At 68.9% G+C, this 25,061-nt stretch carries 22 protein-coding genes; 12 read left to right on the forward strand and 10 right to left on the reverse strand.

Annotated features, from left to right (window positions below; all coding sequences use genetic code 11):
* Position 1: 1 nt before the first annotated feature.
* Positions 2-481, reverse strand: coding sequence for a VOC family protein (locus HWX76_RS18865; protein ID WP_050014134.1), 480 nt, complete (start codon positions 479-481; stop codon positions 2-4).
* Between the two features lie 157 nt (positions 482-638).
* Positions 639-911, reverse strand: coding sequence for a UBP-type zinc finger domain-containing protein (locus tag HWX76_RS18870; RefSeq protein ID WP_089490291.1), 273 nt, complete (start codon positions 909-911; stop codon positions 639-641).
* 221 nt (positions 912-1,132) lie between these two features.
* Here HWX76_RS18870 and HWX76_RS18875 point away from each other — a divergent pair, with 221 nt between their 5' ends.
* Complete coding sequence (locus HWX76_RS18875; protein WP_124595373.1) at positions 1,133-2,404, forward strand: NAD(P)/FAD-dependent oxidoreductase; 1,272 nt, start codon at positions 1,133-1,135, stop codon at positions 2,402-2,404.
* 25 nt (positions 2,405-2,429) lie between these two features.
* On the opposite strand, the gene HWX76_RS18880 is transcribed toward HWX76_RS18875, so the two are convergent.
* On the reverse strand, positions 2,430-3,866 hold the full coding sequence (locus HWX76_RS18880; RefSeq protein ID WP_124595372.1) for an efflux transporter outer membrane subunit: 1,437 nt from the start codon (positions 3,864-3,866) through the stop codon (positions 2,430-2,432).
* The gene (locus tag HWX76_RS18885; protein ID WP_176016173.1) at positions 3,863-4,891 is read right to left on the reverse strand and encodes an HlyD family secretion protein; all 1,029 of its coding nucleotides are present in this window, start codon (positions 4,889-4,891) and stop codon (positions 3,863-3,865) included. The genes HWX76_RS18880 and HWX76_RS18885 overlap by 4 nt, the downstream gene beginning before the upstream one ends.
* A gap of 83 nt (positions 4,892-4,974) precedes the next feature.
* Here HWX76_RS18885 and HWX76_RS18890 point away from each other — a divergent pair, with 83 nt between their 5' ends.
* Positions 4,975-6,555 (forward strand): MFS transporter, encoded by a 1,581-nt coding sequence (locus HWX76_RS18890; RefSeq protein ID WP_050014139.1) that lies wholly within the window; start codon positions 4,975-4,977, stop codon positions 6,553-6,555.
* Positions 6,556-6,655: 100 nt separating this feature from the next.
* On the opposite strand, the gene HWX76_RS18895 is transcribed toward HWX76_RS18890, so the two are convergent.
* Positions 6,656-7,477 carry an alpha/beta hydrolase gene (locus HWX76_RS18895; protein ID WP_175978571.1) on the reverse strand — a complete coding sequence of 274 codons (822 nt, stop codon included), beginning with the start codon at positions 7,475-7,477 and terminating at the stop codon, positions 6,656-6,658.
* A 526-nt stretch (positions 7,478-8,003) separates the two neighbouring features.
* Between HWX76_RS18895 and HWX76_RS18900 the strand changes: the two genes are divergently transcribed.
* From HWX76_RS18900 to HWX76_RS18920, 5 genes are all read left to right on the forward strand, one after another.
* Positions 8,004-8,435, forward strand: coding sequence for a DUF3331 domain-containing protein (locus HWX76_RS18900; RefSeq protein WP_050014141.1), 432 nt, complete (start codon positions 8,004-8,006; stop codon positions 8,433-8,435).
* 58 nt (positions 8,436-8,493) lie between these two features.
* Positions 8,494-9,315, forward strand: a complete 822-nt coding sequence (locus tag HWX76_RS18905) for an alpha/beta hydrolase (RefSeq protein WP_050014142.1) — start codon at positions 8,494-8,496, stop codon at positions 9,313-9,315.
* Between the two features lie 408 nt (positions 9,316-9,723).
* Complete coding sequence (locus HWX76_RS18910) at positions 9,724-11,529, forward strand: winged helix-turn-helix domain-containing protein (protein ID WP_089490293.1); 1,806 nt, start codon at positions 9,724-9,726, stop codon at positions 11,527-11,529.
* A gap of 232 nt (positions 11,530-11,761) precedes the next feature.
* Complete coding sequence (locus tag HWX76_RS18915) at positions 11,762-12,181, forward strand: DoxX family protein (RefSeq protein WP_050014144.1); 420 nt, start codon at positions 11,762-11,764, stop codon at positions 12,179-12,181.
* A 111-nt stretch (positions 12,182-12,292) separates the two neighbouring features.
* Positions 12,293-13,780: a mechanosensitive ion channel family protein gene (locus HWX76_RS18920; RefSeq protein ID WP_050014145.1), complete on the forward strand. Its 1,488-nt coding sequence runs from the start codon at positions 12,293-12,295 to the stop codon at positions 13,778-13,780.
* Between the two features lie 175 nt (positions 13,781-13,955).
* Here HWX76_RS18920 and HWX76_RS18925 read toward each other — a convergent pair whose 3' ends face one another.
* A complete protein-coding gene (locus HWX76_RS18925) occupies positions 13,956-14,864 on the reverse strand; it encodes a LysR family transcriptional regulator (RefSeq protein ID WP_089471125.1) in 909 nt (302 codons plus the stop codon).
* Between the two features lie 118 nt (positions 14,865-14,982).
* On the opposite strand from HWX76_RS18925, the gene HWX76_RS18930 reads away from it, so the two are divergent.
* Both HWX76_RS18930 and HWX76_RS18935 read left to right on the forward strand, forming a co-directional pair.
* Positions 14,983-15,888, forward strand: a complete 906-nt coding sequence (locus HWX76_RS18930) for an AraC family transcriptional regulator (RefSeq protein ID WP_050014147.1) — start codon at positions 14,983-14,985, stop codon at positions 15,886-15,888.
* Positions 15,889-15,992: 104 nt separating this feature from the next.
* Positions 15,993-17,156, forward strand: coding sequence for an aldose epimerase family protein (locus tag HWX76_RS18935; protein WP_089490295.1), 1,164 nt, complete (start codon positions 15,993-15,995; stop codon positions 17,154-17,156).
* Positions 17,157-17,183: 27 nt separating this feature from the next.
* Here the strand turns inward: HWX76_RS18935 and HWX76_RS18940 are convergent, their stop codons facing one another.
* Entirely contained in the window at positions 17,184-18,044 is an 861-nt protein-coding gene (locus HWX76_RS18940; protein ID WP_089490296.1) for a PhzF family phenazine biosynthesis protein, read from the reverse strand.
* Between the two features lie 240 nt (positions 18,045-18,284).
* Here HWX76_RS18940 and HWX76_RS18945 point away from each other — a divergent pair, with 240 nt between their 5' ends.
* The gene (locus tag HWX76_RS18945; RefSeq protein WP_239469020.1) at positions 18,285-18,935 is read left to right on the forward strand and encodes a CoA pyrophosphatase; all 651 of its coding nucleotides are present in this window, start codon (positions 18,285-18,287) and stop codon (positions 18,933-18,935) included.
* Positions 18,936-18,976: 41 nt separating this feature from the next.
* Here HWX76_RS18945 and HWX76_RS18950 read toward each other — a convergent pair whose 3' ends face one another.
* Positions 18,977-19,948 (reverse strand): AraC family transcriptional regulator, encoded by a 972-nt coding sequence (locus tag HWX76_RS18950; RefSeq protein ID WP_050014150.1) that lies wholly within the window; start codon positions 19,946-19,948, stop codon positions 18,977-18,979.
* A gap of 94 nt (positions 19,949-20,042) precedes the next feature.
* On the opposite strand from HWX76_RS18950, the gene HWX76_RS18955 reads away from it, so the two are divergent.
* Positions 20,043-20,876, forward strand: coding sequence for an oxidoreductase (locus HWX76_RS18955; RefSeq protein ID WP_089490298.1), 834 nt, complete (start codon positions 20,043-20,045; stop codon positions 20,874-20,876).
* Positions 20,877-21,009: 133 nt separating this feature from the next.
* A complete protein-coding gene (locus HWX76_RS18960; protein ID WP_050014152.1) occupies positions 21,010-21,846 on the forward strand; it encodes an alpha/beta hydrolase in 837 nt (278 codons plus the stop codon).
* 95 nt (positions 21,847-21,941) lie between these two features.
* On the opposite strand, the gene HWX76_RS18965 is transcribed toward HWX76_RS18960, so the two are convergent.
* Together HWX76_RS18965 and HWX76_RS18970 are read right to left on the reverse strand one after the other, a co-directional pair.
* On the reverse strand, positions 21,942-22,649 hold the full coding sequence (locus tag HWX76_RS18965; RefSeq protein ID WP_050014153.1) for a DUF3142 domain-containing protein: 708 nt from the start codon (positions 22,647-22,649) through the stop codon (positions 21,942-21,944).
* A gap of 7 nt (positions 22,650-22,656) precedes the next feature.
* Entirely contained in the window at positions 22,657-24,825 is a 2,169-nt protein-coding gene (locus HWX76_RS18970; RefSeq protein ID WP_176016174.1) for a hypothetical protein, read from the reverse strand.
* Positions 24,826-25,061 lie beyond the last annotated feature (236 nt).

Here is a 25,061-nt window from a genome sequence, read left to right on the forward strand (position 1 = left end):
GTCAGTCTCCACGGGTAGCGGCGGGCGCTGCGGCGCCGCGCATGTCGAGGCCGGCGACTTCGGCGGCCGGGTAGTTCAGTTCGATCGTCACGCCCGACGGATCCTCGATGAAGACCTGATGCAATCCGAGGCTCGGCACGGTGCGGTCGCGCCACGCGATGTGTTCGGCACGCAGCGTGCGCCACATCGCCTCGACGCCGGTCGCGACGAATGCGATGTGGTCGACGGTGCCGGTGCCCGCGGCCGGCACGGGCTTGTCGCCGAGATACGCGGCGAGCCCGTTCGGGTTGGCCGGATCGATGCCGATCAGGTGGACCGTGCCGTAATCGGCTTCGTCGTCACCGAGGTAGAGCCACGCGCCCGGAAAGTCGAACGGCGGGCGGTAGCCGCGTCTGAAGCCGAGCACGCGTTCGTAGAAGCGGCACGATGCTTCGAGATCGGGCGTGCGGATCGAGTAATGCGCGAGTCGAGATACGGGCATGACGAACCTCTTGTTTATCGAAGGATAAGTTATCGTTCGATAAATTGTAGGTCGAAAACGGCGCAGCGCAAAGCCGTGATCGAGTCGTGTTAACCCTTGGCCCCGGAATCGGGGGCGAATCGGGGATGAACGGGCGCCGATGGCGCCGCGTGTCGCGTTACGACGGAACTTCGCCGGCGACGACTTCGTCCGCGTAGCACCAGATCCAGCGCTCGCCGGGCTCGATCGAGCGGACGAGCCGGTGGCCGGTTTCGCGGAAATGCCGGCTCGCGTGGCGATTCGGCGACGAGTCGCAGCAGCCGACGTGCCCGCAGATCAGGCACATCCGCAAATGCACCCAGCGGCTGCCCGATTTGACGCATTCCTCACAGTAGTCCTTGTCGGTGTCGAACACGCGTGCTTCGTCGAGATGCGTACAGGCGTTGGTCATCTTGCGCTCCGGTGCCGGCGCGGGAGCGACGCTTGCGGCACGGCCGGCGCGAAGCCGCAAGCGGGAGGGGTACGCGGCATTGTGCAGCGTCGCGTTGCGGCCGCACCTTAATTGTCATGAAGCGGCCCGCGCGGCGCGCGGCGACGGCGTACAGTCGCGAATGCGTCCGGCGCGGGCACCGGCCGGGCCGCATTCGACATCGACATCCTCGGGAGGCGCTCATGGATCAACCGCAACACGTGCGGATCGTCGGCCTGCCGCGCAGCAGGGACGCGTATGCGATCCGCGATTTCCTGCAGCGGCGCATGATTGCGTACGACTGGTGCGAGCTGACATCCGACGCTGACTGCGCGCAGGTGCTCGGCATCGCGCCGCTGCACGACATCCGGCTGCCGGTCGTGATCTTTCCGGACGGCTCGCGCCTGTACCAGCCGACCCTGGCCGAAATCGCGGCGCGGCTCGGCTGGGTCGCGCGCCCGCGTTTCGTCGAATACGACGTGTCGATCTACGGCGCAGGGCCGGCCGGGCTGTCGGCGGCGGTCTACGCGGCGTCCGAAGGGCTGCGCGCGGTCGTGATCGAGCGCGGCGCGATCGGCGGGCAGGCCGGCACGAGTTCGCTGATCGAGAACTACATGGGCTTCCCGGACGGCATCCCGGGCGCGGAGCTCGCCGAACGCGCGCGCGAGCAGGCGGTGAAGTTCGGCGTCGAACTGCTGACGATGCGTGAAGGCGTGCATGCGACGTTCGTCGACGGCAAGATCCGCGTCGAGCTCGCCGACGGATCGATCCTGATCGCGCGCGCGAACATCTGCGCGACCGGCATCGAATATCGCAGCCTCGGGCTGCCGGAGGAGCCGGCGTTTCTCAATGCGGGGTTGTTCTACGGCGCCGGGTCGAGCGAAGCGCCGATGTGCGCGGGCGAGCAGGTGTTCATCGTCGGCGGCGGCAATTCGGCCGGCCAGGCCGCGATGAATTTCGCGCGGCATGCGCGCCAGGTGACGATGCTCGTGCGCGGGGCGTCGCTCGCCGACACGCTGTCGCGCTACCTGATCGACCGGATCGAGCGGACGCCGAACATCGAGGTCCGCTATCGGTCGAGCGTCGCCGCGCTGCACGGCGACGGCTGGCTCGACGCGATCGAGCTTCGCTCGGCCGACGGCACGCGCGAACGGCTGCCGGCCACGCGCCTGTTCGTGTGCATCGGCGGCGCGCCGAATACCGACTGGGCGAAGGACACCGACATCATTCGCAATCCGGACGGTTATCTCGTGACCGGCGGCGACCTGTACGACTGTCCCGCGTTCGAGCGCGTATGGCCGCTCGAGCGGCGGCCGTACCATCTGGAAACCAGCGTGCCGGGATCGTTCGCGGCCGGCGACGTGCGATCGGGATCGGTCAAGCGCGTCGCGTCGGCGGTCGGCGAAGGCGCGATGGCCGTGACCTTCGTGCACCGGTTTCTCGGCGAGGATGCGCATCGGCTCGCGCTCGTGTGACGCGCTCGCCGGCCGTTCGATCCATTCATCGCGCGTCGGCCTGCGTCGCGTCGCGTAACCCGTCCCGGCCGGCGCGCGCCGGCGGCGTCCATCCGCCGCCCAACGCGCGCACGAGGCTCACCGTCGCGACGGCCAGCGCCTGCCGGCTGTGAATCAGCTGGCGCCGCGCATTCAGCGCATCGCGATCGGCGTCGATCACTTCCAGGTAGCTGACGTAACCGTGCGCGTAACGGCTCAGCGACAGCCGCGCCGCGGCGTCCGTCGCGTGTGCCGCATGGTCGTAGCGCACGATCCGCTCCTTTTGCGCGGCGATGTCGTTGAGCGCGTCCTGCACGTCGCGCAACGCAGCGATCGCGGTCGCGCGATAGTTGGCGTCTGCGATGTTCGTGCCGGCCCGCGCGGCGGCCACCGCCGCGTCGCGCTTGCCGCCGTCGAACAGCGTCAGCGCGACGTTCGCGCCGAGACTCCACAGCGAGCTGTTGCGGTCGAGAAACGAGCGCAGGTCGCGGGTGGCGAAACCGCCGTCGGCGGTCAGCGTCAGCGTCGGCAGCCACGCGGTGCGCGCGATGCCCAGCTCGAGCGACGCCGCGTCGGCGCGCCGGGCCGCCGCGAATACGTCCGGGCGTTGGGCGAGCAACGCGGACGGCAGCCCGGCCGGCACATCCGGCACCTGCACGGGCACGGCGCCCGCGTCGACGTCGAACGCGGTCGGCGACACGCCGGTCAGCACCGCGATGGCGTCGACGAGGTTCTCGCGCAGCCGGCGGCTCTCCGCGAGATCGGCATGCGCGGTATCGAGATCGGCGGACGCGCGCAGTCCGTCGAGATCGCTCGCCGCGCCGGCCCGCACGCGCGCGGCGATCACGTCGAGCGCGGTGCGCCGCAGCCCGATCGCGCGCGTGAGCGTCACGAGATCGTCGTCGACGTAGCGCAGCGTCAGGTAGTCGACGGCCACTTCGGTCGCCACCCGCAAACGCACCGCATCGCGGTCGGCCGCCGCCTGCAGCACGTTCTGTTCGCCGACGTCGGCGTCGCCGCGCAAGCGTCCCCATAGATCGACTTCGTAGCTCGCGGCGACCGGAACCGACCAGTTGTGCATCGTGCGCTTCGGCAGCGCGTTGTCGACCGTGCCGGATACGCGCGTGCGGCTGAACGACGGGTCGACGCGCACGGCCGGCGCCAGCGCGGCCTCGCGCACGCCGAGCAGCGCCTGCGCCTGGTCGACGCGCGCGGCCGCCGCGCGGATGTCGAGGTTGTGCGCGAGCGCGGCGTCGACGAGGCGGCCGAGTTGCGGGTCGCCGAACCACGCAGGCCACGCCGCGAGCGACGGCGCGCGCGCATCGGTCGACGGATCGGCATGGCGGAACCCGTCGCGCCCGACCGGGACGGGCGCGAGCGGCTGCGGCGCGATCGAGCAGGCGGCCAGCAGGCTCGCGGCGAGTACGGCGAAGGCGCGCTTCATCGCGCTGCGTCGCCGGGTTGCAGCGTGACGACGACCGACAGCCCGGGCCGGATGCGCGGCTCCGTCGCGGCCGGGCCGTCCAGCAGGATCTTCACGGGGACGCGCTGCGTGACCTTCGTGAAGTTGCCGGTCGCGTTGTCGGGCGGCAGCAGCGCGAATTGCGCGCCGGTCGCGGGCGACAAGCTGTCGATGCGGCCGCTGAACGCGCGTTCCGGCAGCGCATCGAAGCGCAGTTGCACGGCGTCGCCGGCGCGTACGTGCCGCAACTGCGTCTCGCGGAAATTGGCGACGATCCACGGATGCGGCTCGACCAGCGTGAGCAGCGCCTGGCCGGGCGCGACATGCTCGCCGGTCTCGACGGTCTTCTTGCCGACGTAGCCGTCCGACGGCGCGACGACCGCCGTGTAGCCGAGCTGCAGCAGTGCGTCGCGCAATTCGGCATCGTTCTGGCTCGACGCGGCGTCGGCGGCCTGGGCGGCGGCGAGGGCGCTGCGCCGTTGCGCATCGGCCGCCGCGACGCGCGCGCGGGCGGACTTGCGAGCGGCATCGGCCGCATCGAACTCCTGCTTCGACAAGCCGCGCGGCGTCTCGCGGGTCAGTTCGCGTGCCCGCGCGTAATCGAGTTCGGCTTTTTCGGCATCGGCGTGCGCCGACACGAGCGCCGCGTCCGCCTGCTCGATCAGCGCGTGGGCGCGGCTCGCATCGGCATGCGCCTGCGCGACGCGTGCGCGCTGCGCGGCGACGCGCACGTCGAAGTCGCGCCGGTCGATCTGCACGAGCGCGTCGCCCGCGTGCACGAACTGGTTGTCGTCGACGAGCACGCGCTCGACCGTGCCGGACACGCGCGGCGAGATCACGTGCAGGTGGCCGGTCACGTATGCATCATCGGTGCCGCGATCGCGTGCGTCGAACTCGTACGCGAGCAACGCGACGAGCAGCAGCGCGATCGCGGCGATCGCGACGATGGCCGGCTTGCGGGAACGCGCGGGCACGGCGGGCGACGGCGCGGGTGAGGGTGGGGTCATGATCGGCAAACTCCGTTGTACGGGCAGGATTCGACGCACCGCGTTATGCTTGCGCCAGCTTGACAGGCGGGAGCCGCTCGACGATGAACACGACGTTCGCCACCGGCAGTGCCATGCCGGCGCCGGCCGCAGGGCCGGCCTCCGACATTCCGACGTTTCGGTCGATCGCCGCGATCGCGGCCGTGCTGCTCGGCGCGATCATCGCGACGCTGACGTCGCGCATCACGTCGCTCGGGCTGGCCGACGTTCGTGGCGCGCTGGGCGTCGGCTTCGACGAAGGCGCGTGGATCAACACCGCGTTTACCGCATCGCAGATGTTCGTCGGGCCGCTCGCGATCGCGGCGGCCTTCATGTTCGGCACGCGCCGCGTGCTGGTCGCGGGCGCCGTGGTGTTTCTCGGCGCGGAAACCGTGCTGCCGCTCTGCACGCAATTCGGCGCGTTCATCGTGTGCCAGGCGATCGCGGGGCTCGCGTCCGGCGTGTTCGTGCCGCTGACGATCGGCTTCGTCGTGCGCACGCTGCCGCCGCGGCTGATTCCGTTCGGCATCGCCGCGTATGCGATGAATCTGGAGATGTCGCTGAACCTGTCGGCCACGCTCGAAGGCTGGTACAGCGAACACCTGAGCTGGCGCTGGCTGTTCTGGCAGAACGCGGCGCTGACCGTGCCGTTCATCGCGTGCCTGATGCTGTCGCTCCCCGACGAGCCGATCAAGCGCTTCGCGTCCGGCATCGACGCGCGCGGGATGCTGCTCGGCGCGGGCGGGTTCGCGTGCCTGTGCATCGCGCTCGACCAGGGCGAGCGGCTGTTCTGGCTGCAGTCGCCGCTGATCGTCGCGCTGCTGGCCGCCGGCATCCTGATGATCGCCGCGTTCCTGATCCACGAACTCGCGTCGCCGCGCGCGGGCATCGATCTCGGCTACCTGGCGCGGCCCAATATCGCGCTGCTGATCGTGCTCGTCGGCCTCGTGCGCTTCACCGTGCTCAACACGAGCTTCATCCCGTCGCTGTTCCTGGCCAGCACCTACGGGCTGCGCCCGCTGCAGATCGGCGATACGCTGCGCTGGATCGCGATTCCGCAACTGCTGTTCGCGCCGTGCGTCGCGCTGTTGCTGCAGCGTGTCGACCCGCGCCGGCTGATCGTCGCCGGCTTCGCGATGGTGGCGATTGCGTTCGCGCTCGGCTCGCGGCTCACGCCGGTGTGGGCCGAGCCCGATTTCATTCCGTCGCAATTGCTGCAGGCGCTCGGCCAGACGATGGCGCTCACGTCGGTCATCGTGTTCTTCGGCCGGCACGTGACGGCCGAGCATGCGCTGACGTTCGGCGCGGTCGTGCAGACGACGCGCCTGCTGAGCGGGCAGCTCGGCACGACGTCGATCGCGGTGATTCAGCGGATCAGGGAGGCTACCCATTCGAATCTCGTCGGTCTGCATGTGTCGCTGTCGGATCCGGAAACGCTCGAACGGCTGCGGGCCGGCGCGGCGTCGCTGGTCGCGCATGGCGCCACGTTCGCGACCGGCAACCAGGCGACCTACGCGCTCGTCGATCGCGCGGTGCGCGTGCAGGCCACGACGCTCGCGCTGGCCGACAACTTCCGCGTGGCGATGGCGTTCGCGCTCGCCGGCGCGCTGCTCGGCATCCTGCTGCGCCCGGTGCGGGCGCCGTGAGCGCGGCGCCGCGCGATCTGAAATTTCCTGAAAAGTCCTGAACGGCACGTGTGCGGCGTCCGTCGCGGCGGCATGCGCGCCGCCGCGGCGGACGGCGCGCTTACGCCTGCAGGAACGCGAGCAGCTCGGCGTTGATGCGATCGGCGTTCACGACGCACATCCCGTGCGCGCCGCCCTCGATCACCTTCAGCACCGCGTGCTTGACGATTTTCGACGACAGCCGCGCCGAATCGTCGATCGGCACGATCTGGTCGTCGTCGCCGTGCAGCACGAGCGTCGGCACGTCGAACTTCTTCAGGTCCTCGGTGTAGTCGACTTCGGAGAACTCCTTCACGCACAGATACTGGCCGTGAATGCCGCCCATCATCCCCTGCGACCAGAACGCGTCGATCGTGCCCTGCGACACCTTCGCGTTCGGGCGATTGAAGCCGAAGAACGGCACCGCGAGATCCTTGTAGAACTGCGAACGGTTCTCCGCGACGTTCTTGCGGATGCCGTCGAACACGTCCATCGGCAGGCCGCCCGGATTGGTCGGCGATTTCACCATCTGCGGCGGCACCGCGCCGATCAGCACGGCCTTCGCCACGCGCTTCGTGCCGTGACGGCCGATATAGCGCGCGACTTCGCCGCCGCCGGTGGAGTGGCCGACAAGCGTGGCTTCGCGCACGTCGAGCGCATCGAGCAGCGCGGCGAGATCGTCCGCGTACGTGTTCATGTCGTTGCCGCGCGACGGCTGGCTGGAGCGACCGTGGCCGCGGCGGTCGTGCGCGATCACGCGATAGCCGCGCTGCACGAGGAACAGCATCTGCGCATCCCACGCGTCCGCGCACAGCGGCCAGCCGTGCGAGAACACGACCGGGCGGCCGCTGCCCCAGTCCTTGAAGTAGATCTGCGTGCCGTCCTTGGTGGTGATGGTGTTCATCGTCTGCGCGCCTGCATGGGCTGAAGAGGGGCTGTGGGACGGCGTGCCGGCGGCGGCGGCCATCGCGGGCAGCGCGGCTGCGGCAACGGCCGTCGCGCCGGCGAGCAGCATGTCGCGGCGGCGGGCCGACGCAACGGCATCGGTCGGTTCGGGATGCATCTGGACTCCTGGGGTATGCGGCGGCGAGGCCGCACGGGATGGTGGATCGGTGGCGGCCGGCCGCGGCCATCCCGCCCGGCAGCCGTCCGGCGTGCGCCGCCGCGCGGCGACTGGCGCGCGCGGACGAACGAATGCCGTCGGGAGCGTATCCCGATGCGGTGCGCGCCGTACTGAAATCCGGCTGAATTTTCTTGAACGCCGCGGCGCCGCGCGCGAATTTGCCGCATTGCAGAAAAATTAAGCGCGGGACCGGGACTCTTCAGCGCGCGGCGGCTATCGTCAACATCGGGTCACCGCCACACGTTGCGCGCCACGCGAACGGGCCGGCAGGGCCCGCGCCGCCCGTCACCTGCCTGGATATGCCGCCATGGACGCCTTCAATCGCTGGGAGCACATGATCACGTCGCTCGGACCGATGCCCGTCGCGGGCGTCCGGATGCTGCCGATGCCGCGCACGCGGGACACGGACGGCGCGCGTCGCCCGCATCGGGACGATGCGCCGGTGCCGTCGAGCGGCGACGTGCGCCGCCGCAGCGCGATCGTCGCCGTCGAGCGGCAGACCGATTCGTCGATGCTGGTGTCGTGGAGCGATCCGACCCGCTGCCGCTACGACGAACAACGCTGGATCTGCGCGAAGGCGCGCAGGCTGGCACGCTGCGCGCTCACCGGGCAGCCGATCCGGATCGGCGACGCGATCTACAAACCCCAGTGGCGCGGCGAGAAACGCCCCGCGAACTGCCGTGAGATGGTTCTCGCGACGGCGCTCGAGCAGTTCGTCGCCCGGCAGTCCCGGGCATGACGCGCCGCGCCGCACGCTTCGGCCGCGTCCGCGGCTTCCCTACCCGCAAGGAACCCTCATGAGCACGTTCACCACCCGCGACGGCGTGTCGATTCACTACAAGGACTGGGGCAGCGGCCGCCCGGTCGTGTTCATTCACGGCTGGCCGCTGAACGCCGACATGTGGGACGTGCAGATGCATCATCTCGCGTCGCACGGCCTGCGCTGCATCGCGTACGACCGGCGCGGCTTCGGGCGGTCCGGTCAACCGTGGAGCGGATACGACTACGACACGCTGGCCGACGATCTCGCGACGCTGCTCGACACGCTCGACCTGCATGACGTGACGCTCGTCGGCTTTTCGATGGGCGGTGGGGAGGTCGCGCGCTACATCGGCCGGCACGGCACGCGCCGAATCGCGAAGGCGGTGCTGATCGGCTCGGTGACGCCGCTCGTCGCGCGCCGCGACGATCATCCGGAAGGCGTGGACGTCGCGGTATTCGACGGCATCCGCGCGGGCATCGTGGCCGATCGCGCGGCGTTTTTCGACGGCTTCTGGCCGCTCTTTACCGGCTCGAACCGCGGCGGCTCGACGGTGTCGCGGGCGGCGCTGGGGTGGACGTCGGTCATGGCGCTGCAGGGCGGGCTGAAGGGCACGCTCGATTGCGTCCGCGCGTTTTCCGAAACCGATTTCCGCGCCGACCTGCAACGGTTCGACGTGCCGACGCTCGTGATTCACGGCGACGACGACCAGACGGCGCCGCTCGCGCTGACCGGCGCCGCCACCGCGAAGCGCGTCCCGCATGCGACGCTGAGCGTCTACGAAGGCGGCCCGCACGCGCTCTACCTGACGCACGCGGCCAGGCTGAACGACGAACTGCTGGCGTTCGCGCAGGCCTGAGCCGGCGCCGCAGGCCGGCCCGGCCTGCGGCGAATCGCGCGCAAACGCGGGCAAACGAGCCGACGGATATTCGGCGGCCACAATAGAGGCGTCTGAAATAAACCGGCCGGTCAATCAAAACGAAAATGCGCCGCATTGCGCCGAGCGAAAATCATTTCGTCTGATATAACGAAATCGCATTTATCGGCGCATCCACGATTTGCACATGAAACGTGCGTGACCCTGCCGCATGTCGGTGCGGGGGCGAAAAGCAGCGTTTCCCGACGGCATTGTTCGTCATTTCAAAAAATTCGTGTCGTTCATTCTGATAATTTGAATCATTCGACCATGCAAATACCGTAGCATTGATGCCGAACCGGCCCCCGATTTCAGTGGGGCGCCGTTGAATGTCACCCTCAAGAAATTCTCATGATCCGGATTGGAACACTTCACGTTTTTCTCGACAGACGTGAAATTCGTTCGAACGGCAAGCTGCTGCGCATCGGCAGCCGCGCATTCGAAATTCTCGAGCTGTTGATTCGGGCGGACGGTGCGCTGGTATCGAAAGACGACATCATGCAGCGCGTATGGCCGCACACCGTCGTCGAGGAAAACAACCTGCAGGTGCACATCGCTTCGCTGCGCAAGGCGCTGGCCGGCGACCGGAACCTGATCGTGACGGTGCCCGGCCGCGGCTATCGTCTGGTCGTCGGGCAGGACGACGGCGACGCGCCCGTGCGTCCCGCGATGGGGCGGCCGTCCGCCGCGCCGAGCGCGTTGTTCGGCCGCGAACAGACGGTCGCCGACGTGCTGACCGCGCTGCAGGGCGCGCGCGTCGTGACGCTGGTCGGCGCGGGCGGCATCGGCAAGACGCGGGTCGCGATCGAAGCGGCGGCGCGCGCCGCCGCACGTTTTCCGGAAGGCACCGTATTCGTTTCGCTCGCCACCGTCGCGTGTCCCCGCTTCGTGCCCGACGCGCTCGCCGGCGCGTTCGGCATCACGCAGCCGATCGGCTCGCTGACGCTCGAAGCGGTGCTCGCCAGCGTCGCGCGTCGGCGGATGCTGCTCGTGCTCGACAATTGCGAGCACCTGCTCGACGCCGCCGCGCAGATCGCGAGCGCGCTCACCGATGCGGACGACGGGCTGTGCGTGCTCGCGACGAGCCGGGAATCGCTGCGCATCCACGGCGAGCGCGTGTGCCCGGTGCCGCCGCTCGACGTGCCCGACGAAGGGGCCGGCGATCGCGAGGCGATGAGCGCGAGCGCGGTGCAGTTGTTCGCGGCGCGTGCGCGCGCGGCCGATCCGCGTTTTCCGCTCGATGCGCGCAGCCTGTCGTTGATGGCGTCGGTCTGCCGCCGCCTCGACGGCCTGCCGCTCGCGATCGAACTGGCCGCGGCCCGCGCCGCCGTGCTGGGCATCGACGTGCTGGCCGCCCATCTCGACGATCACTTTCGGCTGCTGACCGGCGGTTTTCGCACCGCGTTGCCGCGCCATCAGACGCTGCAGGCGATGGTCGACTGGAGCTACCGGTTGCTCGGCGACGCCGAGCGCCTGCTGCTGCGATGGCTCGGCGTGTTTCGCGACGGCTTCTCGATCGAGGCCGTGCGCGAGGTCGTCGGCGCTAACGGGCTGGCCGGCGCCGACCTGCTCGATACGATCGCCGGCCTCGTGTCGAAGTCGCTGCTGATCCTCGAGACCGCACACGGCGCACCGCGCTACCGGCTGCTGACGACCACGCGCGCCTACGCGCAACAGCAGCTCGACAGTCACGGCGAAGGGGCGGCTGCCGCGCGCGCGCATGCGACCTACTTCCTCGCGTTGTTCCGGCGCGCGGCCCACGGTGGCGGCGAGCCGGGCAGCGAGGCCGGCAGCACGACCCGGCTCGATGCGGTGCGGCGCGAGCTCGGCAATCTGCGGGCCGCGCTCGACTGGGCGTTTTCGGCACAGGGCGACGCGGCGCTCGGCACCGCGCTCGCGGCCGTCGCGGTGCCTTGCCTGTTTGATCTGTCGCTCGTCGACGAATGCCGCGAGCGGGCGCGCGTCGCGCTCGATGCGATGCGCGACGCGGACGCGACCCCGGTGTCCGACGATGCGCGCGTGCGGTTGCTGGCCGCGTATGCGGCCGCGCTCGCGCATACCGCAGGGTCGACACAGGTCGTGCACGATGCGTGGTCGGAGGTGCATGCGCTCGGATTCGATGCGGCCGAGGCCGAGCGGCCGACGCGCGAGTCGTGACGCCGGGTTCGTCGCGCGTCTCCGATGCTTCAGAACGATTCAGCCCGGTTACAGGACGGCGGCAGGCGGCACGCGTAGATTGCGTGGACGGAGGGCGCCCGCACTCCGTCGGCACGCGTGCGCGCCGACCCCGCGCGCTCGCCGACATCGCGCGACATCACTGAACGCCGGCGCGGCGAAACGCCCCGGGGTGCACGTCGCCGCGCATCCCGCTCAATCGACGAACCGGCGCATGAAACCTGATCCTTCCGACCTTTCCCGTCACGCGACCGACCTCGGCCTGCTGTTCCTGCGTGTCGCCGCCAGCGTGCTGCTGCTCGTGGTGCACGGCTTGCCGAAGATCGTCCATTACACGGCCGAAGCCGCGGCCATCGAAGATCCGTTCCATCTCGGCCGCACGCTGTCGATCCTGTTCGCGATCTTCGCGGAGGTCGTGTGCCCGATCTTCATGATCGTCGGTCTGTACCCGCGGCTGGCGGCGCTGCCGGTGATGGTCGTCACGCTCGTCGCGCTGGTGTTCGTCCATCCGGACTGGCCGCTGCGCGACGCGCAGTTCGCGTGGATGCTGCTGATCCTGTTCGGCACGATCGCGATCGCGGGCGCCGGCCGCTATGTGTTGCCGTTGCCGGGCATCGTGCGTCGGCGTGACTAGCCGCAGCCCGCGCGTCGGCGGGCAGCACGCGATGTGCCTGACGATGCCGTTCCCGCGGCGAGCTGCGTGCTGCCGCTTCGCCCTTTTCGCGCGCCGCGCTGGCGCTCCGACATGTTGAATTTCTCCGATACGGCGATCTACGGTGCGCCGATCGTGCTCGCCGATCTCGCCGCGTGGCGGCTGTTCGCGCGCGATCGCCCCGTGGTTCGCGCGATCCGGCGCTGCGCGGCGTTCGCCGCGCTGAGCGCGGTGCTGTTCGCGACCGGCGTCAGCCCGCTCGCCGTTCCCGCGTCGCTCGGCGGGCTCGACCGGATCGTGGTCCAGGCCGTGTGCATCGCGTGGTGGCTCCAGTGCGCGATCGTGTTCAGCCTGCTGCTCAATCATCTGCTGCTGCCGCGTGCGTGGCACAGCCAGCGGCTCTTTCACGACATCGCCGCGGGCATCGTGTTCGGCGCGGCCGCGGTGGCCGCGCTGGGCTACGTGCTCGGCCTGCCGTTGAGCGGTCTGGTCGCGACCTCCGGCGCGGTCGCGGTGATCCTCGGTCTCGCGCTCCAGAACACGCTGAACGACGTGTTCTCCGGGCTCGTGCTGAACACCACGCAACCGTTCAGGCTCGACGATACGGTGTCGATCGGCGAGCTCGAAGGGCGGATCGTCGAGAGCAACTGGCGTTCGACGAAGCTGATCGACAACCTCGGCAACCTGGTCGTCGTGCCGAACAGCTCGGCGGCGCGCGCCACCATCGTGAACCTGAGCGAGCCGGCCGGCCTGCACGGCGTCACGCTCGTGCTCGACCTCGATCCCGCGGTGCGGCCGGCCGTCGCCGTCGGCGCACTGGAGCGGGCCGCGGCGAGTTCGCTCGACGTGCTCGCGCGCCCCGCGCCGATCGCCGTCGTGAAGGCGTTCCGCGCGAACGCGATCCAGTACGAACTCGTCTGCTACGTCGACGCGCTGCAGAAGAAAACGACCGTGCGCAACGCGCTCTACGATCTCGCGCATCGGCACCTGGCCGCGGCGGGCGTCGCGTGGCGGCCGCTCGTGGGGCCGGCGCCGGTGTCCGCATCGTCGTCGACGTCGCAAGCGGATCCGGTATCGCGTCGGCTGCTGCTGTTGCGCGCGGTCGAACTGTTCGCGCGCGTCGACGACGACGATCTGGCCGTGCTGGCCGATGCGCTGGTCTCGCGTTCGTTCGGCAAGGGCGACGTGATCTATGCGTCGAATTCGGAGTCGCGCGTGCTGACGATCGTCGAATCGGGTGTCGCGGCGGTGTTCGTGCCGGGCGCGTCCGGCGACGTCGAAGTCCGGCGGATGGCGCCGGGCGATGCGATCGGGCAGTCGGTCGTGCTCGCCGGCACGCGGCTTCACGCGACCGTCCACGCGGTGACCGCGATGACCGTGCATCAGCTTCGCAGCGAGGATCTGTCGGCGCTGATCGGCCGGAAGCCGGCGCTCGGCAGGCTGATGTGCGAGTCGCTCACCGACCATATCGCGACCGAGGAACGGATGATGATTCCGCCGGTCGAGAAGGCGCACGCGGGGTTCAGCCTGATCGGCTGGCTCGAAAAGGAAATGAAGCGGCTGCACGATTCGCTCGGCTGACGCCGGGGTGGGCCGCGAGGGGCCGGCAGCGGGGGGGATCGGCATGCGCTTTTTTTTCACGGCGCGTGGCGCCGTGCCGGGGCGCTGGATGACGCGCGCGCTGCCGAGCCGTCAGCCATCGACGAGGCGGCCGCGCGCGCGACCCCGCCGTGCCGCCGGGCCGTGAACGCGCGCGTCAGTCCGGCGTCGTGAAACGTTCGACGAGATCGGGCTGGTCGAGTTGCTCGACCCACCAGTGCAGCGCGCGGCCGGCCTCGTCGCCGCGCCACGCGAGATAGCAGTGCGTGGTGTCGCGCATGCCCGTCACCTGCCGCGCGACGAGCTTGCCGTCGGCGATCGCGCGCGCCGCGATGCATTCCGGCAGCGTGCCGACCGCGAGCCCTTCGCATTGCGCTTCGAGTTTCGCGGCCAGCGTCGGGACCGCGAGGGTCGGCTGGCCCGCATCGATCGCGACCGACTGCGGCTGCAATTCGCGCGACGTATCGCTGATCACCGCGCCGCGATACCGGACGACCGACGCCATCGCCAGCGGTTCGGGCATCGATGCGAGCGGATGGGTCGGCGCGACCGCGAACACGTGCTTCAGCGAGCCGATCGGCCGCGCGACGATGCCCGGCAATTCCGGCGGTTCGCCCGCCGCGCCGACGACGAGATCGGCCCGACGCGAAATCAGCGCATCCCACGCGCCGCCGAGCACTTCGGTCGACAAACGCAGCCGCGTGTCCATCCCGAGCGCGTAGAACCGGTGCACGTACGGCCACAGCGCATCGAACGGCAGAATTTCGTCGATACAGACACGCACTTCCGTTTCCCAGCCCTGTTGCGCACGCAGCGCCTTCATTTCGAGTTGCTCGGCCGCGCGCAGCAGGCGCCGGCCCTCCTCGACGACGATGCGTCCCGCATGCGTGAGCTTCGCGCGGCGTCCGCTGCGGTCGAACAGCGCCACGCCGAGATCGCTTTCGAGTTTCTGCACCAGATAGGTCAGCGCGGACGGCACGCGATGCAGCAGTTCCGCGGCTTCGGCAAAGGTTCCGGTGCGGTCGATCGCGTCCAGGGCTTCGAGCGCTTCGAATGACAGCTTCATCGCGGATTCCGGTAGAGGTGGCTGGCGCATCATACCAGCGCCGGGGCGGCATGAGCAGCGTGCGTCGCCGCGATTTGCTAGAGTGGCGGGTATCGTCATTCGCGACCCGCATCGCCCCATGAGCGCCCCTCAGCCGGATACCGCACCGTCCGATTTCCTCCCGGCCGACGTCAGGCAGACCGTCGTCACGCAAGCGTTGCCGCACGGGCAAATCGGTATCGTCCGACTCCAGAGCTTGCGCCGGAACATGGGGCTGACCGCACCCTACGAACTCGAGAATACGGATCTCATCGTATTGCAGTTGCGTCCGTTCGGCGAACAGGATCTGTGGCTCGATGGCCGCCCCGCGCCGTTCGTCCCGTATGACGCGGGAACCGTGTCGATCTACGATCTCGACCGTCGCTGGGTGGCCGACCTCAAGGGCGCGTTCGATTGCCTGCATTTCCACCTGCCGCGCCACACGCTCGAGGAAACGGTCGACGACCTCGGCGGCCGGCAGCGGCCGCAGCTTTACCTGCCGCCGCATCTGAGCACCCACGACTCGATCATCCACGCGCTCGGCCAGTCGCTACTGCCGGCGCTGGCCCGGCCGGGCGAAGCATCGCAGATCTTCATCGATCACGTGGGGCTGGCGTTTCAGGCACACGTCGCGCACCGTTACGGCGGCGTCGGCGAACGGCGGGAAAGGTCGGACGGCAAGCTCACGCCGTCGCAGGCGCGCCGTGCGCAGGAGCTGTTGCTCGCGCACCTCGACGGCAACATCGGGCTGGCCGACGTCGCGAGCGCGTGCGGGCTGTCCCGCAGCCATTTCGTCAAGGCGTTTCATCGAACGACCGGGCTGCCGCCGCATCGCTGGCTCGTCGTGCAGCGCGTCGAACGGGCGAAGGAATGGATGCGCAACCCGAACGTGCCGTTGAGCATGATCGCCGTTGCGTGCGGCTTCGCCGATCAGAGCCATTTCTCGCGAACCTTTGCGCGATTGACCGGTGTCACGCCACGCCGGTGGCGCGCGGACCATACGTGAGCGTCGCGATACGACGGAGGCGGGGCGCGCGGCATGACACACGCGGCGACGTGCAGGCATGCGACTTGCATGCGAGCACGGGCCGCATCACTTCGGAGGTTTTCATGAAACGACACTGGCCGCGACAATCGATGCTCGCGATAGGTGTGTTCGCAACGTTCGGCTTGCATGCCGCCATCGCATTGGCGGCAGCCGACGTGTCGATCAGCCGCGCCGATTACGGGACGACCGCGAGCGGGCAGGCGGTGAGCCAGTACACGCTCGCGAACCGGCACGGCGTGACGCTGAAAGTGATCACGTACGGCGGCATCGTGACCGCGCTCGACGTGCCGGACCGCACCGGCCACGTTGCCGACATCGTGCTCGGCTTCGATTCGCTGCGCGACTACGAAGCGCACAACGGCAACATCCATTTCGGCGCGCTGATCGGCCGGTATGCGAACCGCATCGCGGGCGGGCGTTTCGCGCTCGACGGCAAGACGTGGACGCTGCCGGTCAACGACGGGCCGAACACGCTGCACGGCGGCCCCGACAGTTTCGACGCGAAGGTGTGGAAGGTCACCGGCACGCACAGCGACGCGGCCGGTTCGAGCGTCACGCTGCGCTACGTGAGCCCCGACGGCGAGAACGGCTTCCCCGGCACGTTGACGACGGACGTGACCTACACGCTGACCCGCGACGACCAGATCCGCATCGACTACCGCGCGACGACCGACAAGGACACGGTCGTCAACCTGACCAACCACAGCTACTTCAATCTGGCGGGGCACGCCGGCGGCAGCGTCGAGCGGCAACTGATCGAGATCGCCGCCTCGCGTTTCACGCCGACCGACGATACGTCGATTCCGACCGGACAACTGACGAGCGTCGCGGGCACGCCGATGGATCTGCGCCAGTTGACGCCGATCGGCGCGCATTTGCGCGATGCGTATCCGCAGTTGGCGATCGCGCATGGCTACGACCAGAACTGGGTGCTGGACCAGGGCGGCCAGCCGGCGCCGGCGTTTGCCGCGCGCGCCTACGACCCGGCGTCCGGGCGTTTCCTCGAGCTGTACACGACGCAGCCGGGGCTGCAGTTCTATACGGCCAACGGGTTGAACGGCAGCGTCGCGGGCAAGGGCGGGACCGCCTACCGGCAAACCGATGCGTTCGCGCTGGAAGCCGAGCATTTTCCCGATTCGCCGAATCGTCCGGCCTTCCCGTCGACGGTGCTCAAGCCGGGCGACACGCTGCACGAAGTGACGGTGTGGCGGGTGGGCGCGCGATGACCGTCGGCGCTGGCGCGCGCGTGTCGGTCACATGTTGATCGTGCCGCGCCCGATTTCGATCACGCGCCCGCCGACGCCGATTTTGCCCGCCGCATCGACCGACAACCGCAGCACGCAAGGCCGGCCGACGGCTTCGCCTTGCTCGACCCGAAACGCGGCCGGCAGATCGTGACTGGCGGCAAGCAACCAGCCGCCCAGGTTCGCACAGGCCGATCCGGTGCCCGGATCTTCCGATACGCCGCCGCCCTGCTTCACGAAGAAGTAGCGGGACACGACTGTCCCCGGCCGTTCGGCGTCGAACGCGAACACATAGGCGGTCTTCCGGCCGAGGCTGCTTCGCGGCCAGATGTCGAGATGCGCGCTGTCAGGCTGCGCGCGTCGCACGGCGGCCGGGTCCTTGAGCGCGACCAGCAACTGGTCGGCGCCGGTGTCGACCCACAGCGGCGGCGCGAGCAGGTCGTCCTCGGCGAGCCCGAGCAGCGCCGCGATCCGCGCATCGGACAACGTGCACGGCGCCGTGTTCGGCATGCCGGCGTGCGGCGCGATGAAGGTCCACACGTCGTCGCGCGCGGTGACGTCGACGACGCCGGCCTTGAATTCCAGCGTCAGCGCATCGCCTGCGTTGAGCCGCTCGCGCACGACGTGCGCGGTGCCGAGCGTCGGATGGCCCGCGAACGCCATCTCGTAGCCGGGCGTGAAGATGCGCACGCGTGCATGCGCCCGCTCGGACGGCAGCACGAAGGTCGTCTCCGACAGGTTGAACTGCACGGCGAGCGCCTGCATGGTCGCGTCGTCCATGCCGCGCGCATCGTCGAACACGCAAAGCGGATTGCCGCCGAACGTCGATTCGGCGAAGACGTTCAGCAGGCGGAAGGTGTAGGGGGGCATGGGCATTTCGTATGGATCGCAGCCGGGAAGGGCATGCCGTACGCCATTGTGCCTGCATGATTCGACGAAGGTGGCGGCACACGTGCCGTCCGGTTTTCATGCATGATCGATGTGCACCGATTCGCTGACGGCGAGCCGGCAGCGGCAGTCGGTTTTTGCGCCGGAACAGACGATCACGTTCGAAGGGGTGCGATGAGCAATCGCGTGCGACCCCGACTTTCACGCATGCAGGAGGAAGACATGACATCCGACGAAGGCGTCCTGCATCCCCGCGACGCGCCTACCGATTCACCGTACACCGCGCTGGAAACGATCGTGCGCGGCGTGGAAGCGCTCCGGATTCCCGCCGATACGGAGTGGCCGACGGCGCGGCTTTACCTCACGGACAACGACCGCCAGTGGAAATTCTCCGCCGTGCTGGTCCCGATCGTCGCGCGGCGCGAGCCGACGATCCTGCTCACCAAACGATCGTCGGGGCTCAGCGAATATTCGTCGCACGTGAGCTTCCCGGGCGGCCGCCCGACCGAGTCCGACGCGAGCATCGGCGCGACCGCATTGCGCGAGTCATTCGAGGAAATCGGCCTCGATCCCGCTGCGGTGCGCGTGATCGGCAGCCTGCCGATTCACAAGACCCGAAAGCGGAATCACGCGATCTTTCCGGTGGTCGGCATCGTGCCGGAAGCCGCCGCGTGGGCGGCCGCGCCGGCCGAAGTCGAGGAAATTTTCGAGTTCCCGTTCGCCGCGCTGCTGAATCCGGATCTGCCGCGGCAATACGCGGACGGCGAACGTGCCGGCGGCTGGTATTGGGCGGATCAGCCGCAGGACATCTGGGGAGTGACCGCGTTCATCCTGAAGTCGCTGGCCGGCCTCGCGCTCGATGCCGCGCGATGAACGCGTGCGTCGCGGTCGGCGTTCAGCGCACGTGAATGGCATCAATGCGACGACACGAACACCGCATCGTCGAACGCTTCCGGGATCGCGAAGCTCGCGCGCATGCGCTGCGCTTCCTTCGCCGGCGTCGAACCGAACAGGCGCTTGAACTCCCGGCTGAACTGCGACGGGCTCGTGTAGCCGACCGCGTAGCCGGCCGCCTCCGCCGTCAGGTCCTGGCGCACCATCAATAATCGCGCCTGATGCAGGCGCGTCGACTTCAGGTACTGCATCGGCGACACCTGCGTGATCGCCTTGAAGTGACTGTGAAAGCTCGGCACGCTCATGCCGGCTGCGTCGGCCAGTTGCGACACGTCGAGCGGCCGCGCGTAATCGGCGTGGATCATCCGCAACGATCGGCCGATCCGGCCGAATTGCCCGCGCATCGCCAGCGCGCTGCGCATCGCGTTGCCCTGCGCGCCGGTCAGCACGCGGAAATACAACTCGCGAAGCAGCGCCGGGCCGAGCACCGCGGCGTCGAGCGGCCGCTGCATCGCGTCGACGAAACGCAGCACCGATGCGTGCATCGCTTCGTCCATCGGCGTCGACATCATGCTCTTCGGCGCCTGCACGGTTTCCGCGACGCCGGCCCGGTCGATCTGCGCGGCGAGTTCGGCGGCCAGCGTGAAATCGAGGTGCAGGTACAGCGCGAGCAGCGGGCGCTCGGGCGTCGCGTCGGTCTCCATGCTGAACGGGACGGGCACGGACACGGCCAGGTAATGGTGTTCGTCGTACAGATAGCGCTCGCCGCCGAAGTAGCCGCGCTTCGATCCCTGGCACACGATCACGATGCCCGGGTCGTACAGCACCGGCGTGCGCGACAGCGCGCGGTTCGAGCGCAGGACGCGCACGCTCGGCAGCGCGGTCAGGTTGTAGCCCTCGTCGGGCGCCAGCGCGCGCAGCAGCGTCACCAGGCGCTTTCGGTCACGCGGCGACAGCAATGGAGGTCGGGCGGAGGCGGGCACTGTGCTCATAGTTTTGTGCAAGAAAATCAGCGGAATCGGGCTTATTCGGCGTCGTTCGTCAGACTAGTATGCACGCTTCAATCCACATTCGGGAGAAGCTCGCATGGCATCCGGCAACCTCATGCTCATTACCGGCGTCAGCAGCGGTTTCGGCCGCGCGCTGGCCCAGGAAGCGCTGGCCGCCGGTCACACGGTGGTCGGCACGGTACGCAGCGAGCAGGCGGCGCGCGCGTTCGAAGCGCTGTCCGCGCAGGCGGCCGTCGCGCGCGTGCTCGACGTGACCGATTTCGAGCGCATCGACGGCGTCGTCGCGGACATCGAGGCGAACGTCGGGCCCGTCGACGTGCTGGTGAACAACGCCGGTTACGGGCACGAAGGGATCATGGAGGAGTCGCCGCTCGACGCGATGCGGCGGCAGTTCGACGTGAACGTGTTCGGCGCGGTCGCGATGATGAAGGCCGTCGTGCCGTTCATGCGCGAGCGCCGGCGCGGCCGCATCCTGAACATCACGTCGATGGGCGGGTACATCACGATGCCGGGCATCGCGTACTACTGCGGCAGCAAGTTCGCGCTGGAGGGTATTTCCGAGACCGTCGGCAAGGAGCTCGAGCCGTTCGGCATCGCGGTGACGGCCGTCGCGCCGGGTTCGTTCCGCACCGACTGGGCCGGCCGCTCGATGGCGCGCACGCCGCGCTCGATCGCCGACTACGATGCGCTGTTCGACCCGATCCGCCGCGCGCGCGAGGAAAAAAGCGGCAAGCAGCCGGGCGATCCCGCGAAGGCCGCGCGGGCGATGCTCGCCGTGATGGCAGCGGACCATCCGCCCGCGCATCTGCTGCTCGGCAGCGATGCGCTGCGGCTCGTGCGCGACAAGCTGGCGGCGCTGGACGACGAAATCCGCGCGTGGGAAGCCGTGACGGTGTCGACGGACGGCTGACGCGCTGCGTCGTTCGTTTCCTGCCGGTGAATGATCGGCCATCGCATTGCACGATGGCGTCGCGATTTCACAATAAAGCCGATAATGACGGCGGCCCGTTCGCCACGTTCATCCACCTCACAGGAGCACCGCGATGCCGTACGTCACCACGAAGGACAACGTCGAGATTTTCTACAAGGACTGGGGCCCGAAAGATGCGCAGCCCATCGTGTTCCACCACGGCTGGCCGCTGTCCAGCGACGACTGGGACGCGCAACTGCTGTTCTTCGTCCAGAACGGCTATCGCGTGATCGCGCACGACCGGCGCGGCCATGGCCGCTCGGCGCAGGTGTCGGACGGTCACGACATGGATCATTACGCGGCGGATGCATTCGCGGTCGTCGAGGCGCTCGACCTGCGCAATGCGGTGCATATCGGTCACTCGACCGGCGGCGGCGAAGTGGCGCGCTACGTCGCGAAGCACGGCGAGCCGGCCGGCCGCGTCGCGAAGGCCGTACTGGTCAGCGCGGTGCCGCCGCTGATGCTGAAAACCGAATCGAACCCCGAAGGCCTGCCGCTCGAGGTGTTCGACGGCTTCCGCAAAGCGCTCGCCGACAATCGCGCGCAGTTCTTCCTCGACGTGCCGAGCGGTCCGTTCTACGGGTTCAACCGCGAAGGTGCAACCGTGCATCAGGGCGTGATCCGCAACTGGTGGCGGCAGGGGATGGAAGGCAGCGCGAAGGCGCATTACGACGGCATCAAGGCGTTTTCGGAAACGGATCAGACCGACGACCTGAAGTCGATCTCCGTTCCGACGCTCGTGCTGCATGGCGAGGACGACCAGATCGTGCCGATCGCGGATGCCGCGCTGAAGTCGATCAAGCTGCTGAAGAACGGCACGCTGAAGACGTACCCGGGCTATTCGCACGGGATGCTGACGGTCAACGCCGACGTGCTCAACGCCGATCTGCTCGCGTTCGTGCGGGCGTAAGGATGGCGGCGCCGGCCCGCTGCGGCGGGCGGCGCCGTGATTGAAGGCGGGCGATCCGGCCGCGGCTGCGATCGCCCGCGCCGTGTTTTCACCCGCTAACCGTTGCGCAGGAATACGACATAACCGCGAAACCACGGATTCGACGCGAGATACGGCGGCGCATCCCATTCGCCGCCCTGGATCACGCCGATCCGAAACGGCAGTTGCAGCCGCGCGACGCGCGGCAGGTACGCCGCATAGTCGGGAATCGTGCGGCGGCCCTGGTAGGTCTGCACGACCACCTCGTCGACGATCCCCTTGAGCTGGTTGACCTGGTCGGTATCGATGCGGCTGCTCCAGTCGAGCAGCCCCGTGATGCTGAGCCGGCAATCGGCGGGCAACGTATCGCGCAACGTGCGCAGGAACGCGAGGTAATCCTGAAGATGACGCGTGCCGGCATCGAAGTCGATCTGGATGCCGGCGATCGTGCGACCCGACGCACGCCAGCGTGCGAGCTGCGCGAGCATGATCTGCGTGACGCGCGGCGTCCAGCGCAGCGTATGCGCCCGATAGACGAGCCACACGCGCGCATCGGGCGCGGGCGGCAGCGCGACGCCCTGCGCGATCACGCGCACCTGCGACTCGTCTTGCGGCGACGCTTCGATCTGTCCTTGCAGCACGTAGACGATGCGCGCACCGCGCACGACCGCCTGCGGCTTCACGCCCGCCCACAGCCAGAACGCGTCGTACCGCGCGGCGTCGACGGTGCCGCCGAGCGCGACGCGCGCGGCCAGCAGCAGCGCGACGCACGCGATGCGCTTCATGCGGCGCTTACCAGTAGTAGCGGAGCTTCTGCGCCCACGGGCTGCCCGGATAGGCGGTCTTCAGCGTGTCGAACCAGCGCTTGCGCGTGCTCTTCGGCACGTCCTTGCCGCCGCATTCGTTGGAGCCGCCCGGTGCATAGCACTTGATCGCGCGATAGAACGCGTACGCGCGGTCGTTCGGGTTCGCCTGCGTATCGGCCATCACCGTCACGTAGCTCGACATCCGCTCGTACGGCTTGCCCGCGAACTGCGACGGCGTCGCGCCGAGCGTCGGCGGCACGCGCGTGGCGGCCGTATTCGACGCGTTGCGGATCCACAGCGGCACCGGATCGCTTTCGAGGCCGGACATGGGCGGATGCAGCCGCACGAAATCGGCGAGGCAGTTCAGCCCTTTCGGATCGGCGGGATTCTGCTGCAGCGTCGCGGCGATGTCGCGCGCCGACAGGCACGTGTAGCCGTCTTCGTTTTTCGCGCCGGCCGCGACGAACGGCTTCACCGGATCGGTGGGCGTGCCGGGCACCAGCGCGGTATCGGCGAGGAAGTCCGCGTAGTGCGAACGCGTGAGCTCCTTGTACAGCAACGTGTACAGCGCGGTGCTGCGCAGCGCGCCGGTGGTCGCCTGATTCTGCGCCTGCGCGCGCAGCAGGTCGGCATTGGCCGTGCGCTGCAGCAGCACCCCGCGGATCGCGGCGTTCTGCACGGGCGAATCGTCGGCGAACGCGTCGTTGACGAGCCCGGCCTGCTCCAGGTTGATCGCGAGCGCGAGTTCGAGCATTTCGCGCTGGAAGCGGAACGTCGCGAGCGGGATCAGGTCGCGCCACAGCTGGCGGGCCTTGTCGTTCTGGCCGCTGTCCTCCAGCGCGAACCCGCGCAGCGCCTGCTGGCTCAGCCCGAAGTAGTCGAGCGGCGCGGCGGGCGTCTGCGGCAACAGGTCGAGGGCGGCGTCCGGCTTGTGCCCGAGCTGCACGTACCAGGTCGCGAGCAGGTAGTCGTACAGCGCGGGCGCGTTCGCGAAGCGCGGCTTCTGCGCCTGGAGCTCGTCCAGCGTCATCGGCTTGCGGCTCGCATCGGTGCTGTCCGACGTGCGCATGCGCTGCAGGTCGACGGTGGCGAGCACGGTCGGCGACTGGATCTGGCGCGCGTCGAATTCCGGGCCGAACAGCAGCTTGCTGTCGAGTTCGTTCGCCAGTTGCATCAGCGGCACGTTCGACGTCGCCGGCGACCAGCGCGCGAGCGCATGGCCGTACAGGTCCGCCTGCTGCGTGACATTGCCGCCGAGCCACGCGACCCGTCGCAACAGCCCGCTCGCGGACACCGCATAGCGCCCCTTCGGATATATCTTCAGGTAGGTCTGGAACACCGTGTTCGCCGCGTCGAGCGATACCTTCGTCACGCGCGCGCGCGTCGGCGTCGGGCTGTCGTTGTCGAATGCGTTGGCTTGCGCGGCGTTCAACTGCGCGCGCCCGGCCATGTACAGGCCAGTTTCCTTCAGCCACGGGTCCGCGCTGTGCGAGGCGTTCGCGAACGCGCGGGTCGCGGTGAGGAAGTCGGCGCGGTAGAACGCGTTCGTGCCGTCGAGGTACGCGGCGAACTGCTGGCCGAGCGGCGACTTGACCGGCGGCTTCGTCCACGCGGCACTCGCGCCGCCCGCGGCACAGGTCTTCTGCGCGATGTCGGCGCGCGCCGCGCGCAGGCGCGCGGCTTCGTCGGCGGGCAGGCCGCCGGCGCCGCCCAGTGCATCGTTGAACGCGTCCGCGCCCGCGCTCATGCTGCGGCAGATGCTGCCTTCGCCGTCCGCGTACCGGTTCGACGACGCATCGGCATCCACCCCGCCGCCGGTCTTGTCGGGCGCCTTCTGGCCGATGTCGATCCATCCGGAGAAGTCCATCGGGAACGGCACGATGATCCGGTCGATCCGCTCTTTCGCGGGGATGGTCTTCGGGTCGGGAAACGCCTGCGCGACCTTGGTGCTGTCGACCATCATCAGCATCGCGTTGATGCGCGTGTCGTTGGCGGGCGTCAGCATCGGTACGTTGCCGCACGAGTAGGACGTCTGCCGGAGCGTGTTCGGCACGTAGCAGCCGTCGTCTCCGCTCGCATGGGCGGCCGGCATCCACAGCAGGCTGGCCGCCAGCGCGGCGAACAGGTTTCGGTTCAGCGTCGGGTTTCTTGGCATTTTTCTTGTGTCGGGTAGGGGGCCGCGACGGCCGGTTCTCTCAGGGGGCGCGTTGCCCCGGCGCGTATCGTACCTCACGGGCCGTCATGTCCGGCAGTGTGCCGGCCTGCCAGCCGCGCCGGGGGCCGGCGCCCGCGAAACGGAAATCCACTCAGTGTGGACGCAACGCCACCTTGAATCCGGATCGCTTGAATTAAGATGCAGCCGGCAGTGGCGGACGTCCGACGATGGACGAC

The sequence above is a fragment of the Burkholderia sp. BCC0398 genome (assembly GCF_902833245.1).
Classification (GTDB): domain Bacteria; phylum Pseudomonadota; class Gammaproteobacteria; order Burkholderiales; family Burkholderiaceae; genus Burkholderia; species Burkholderia sola.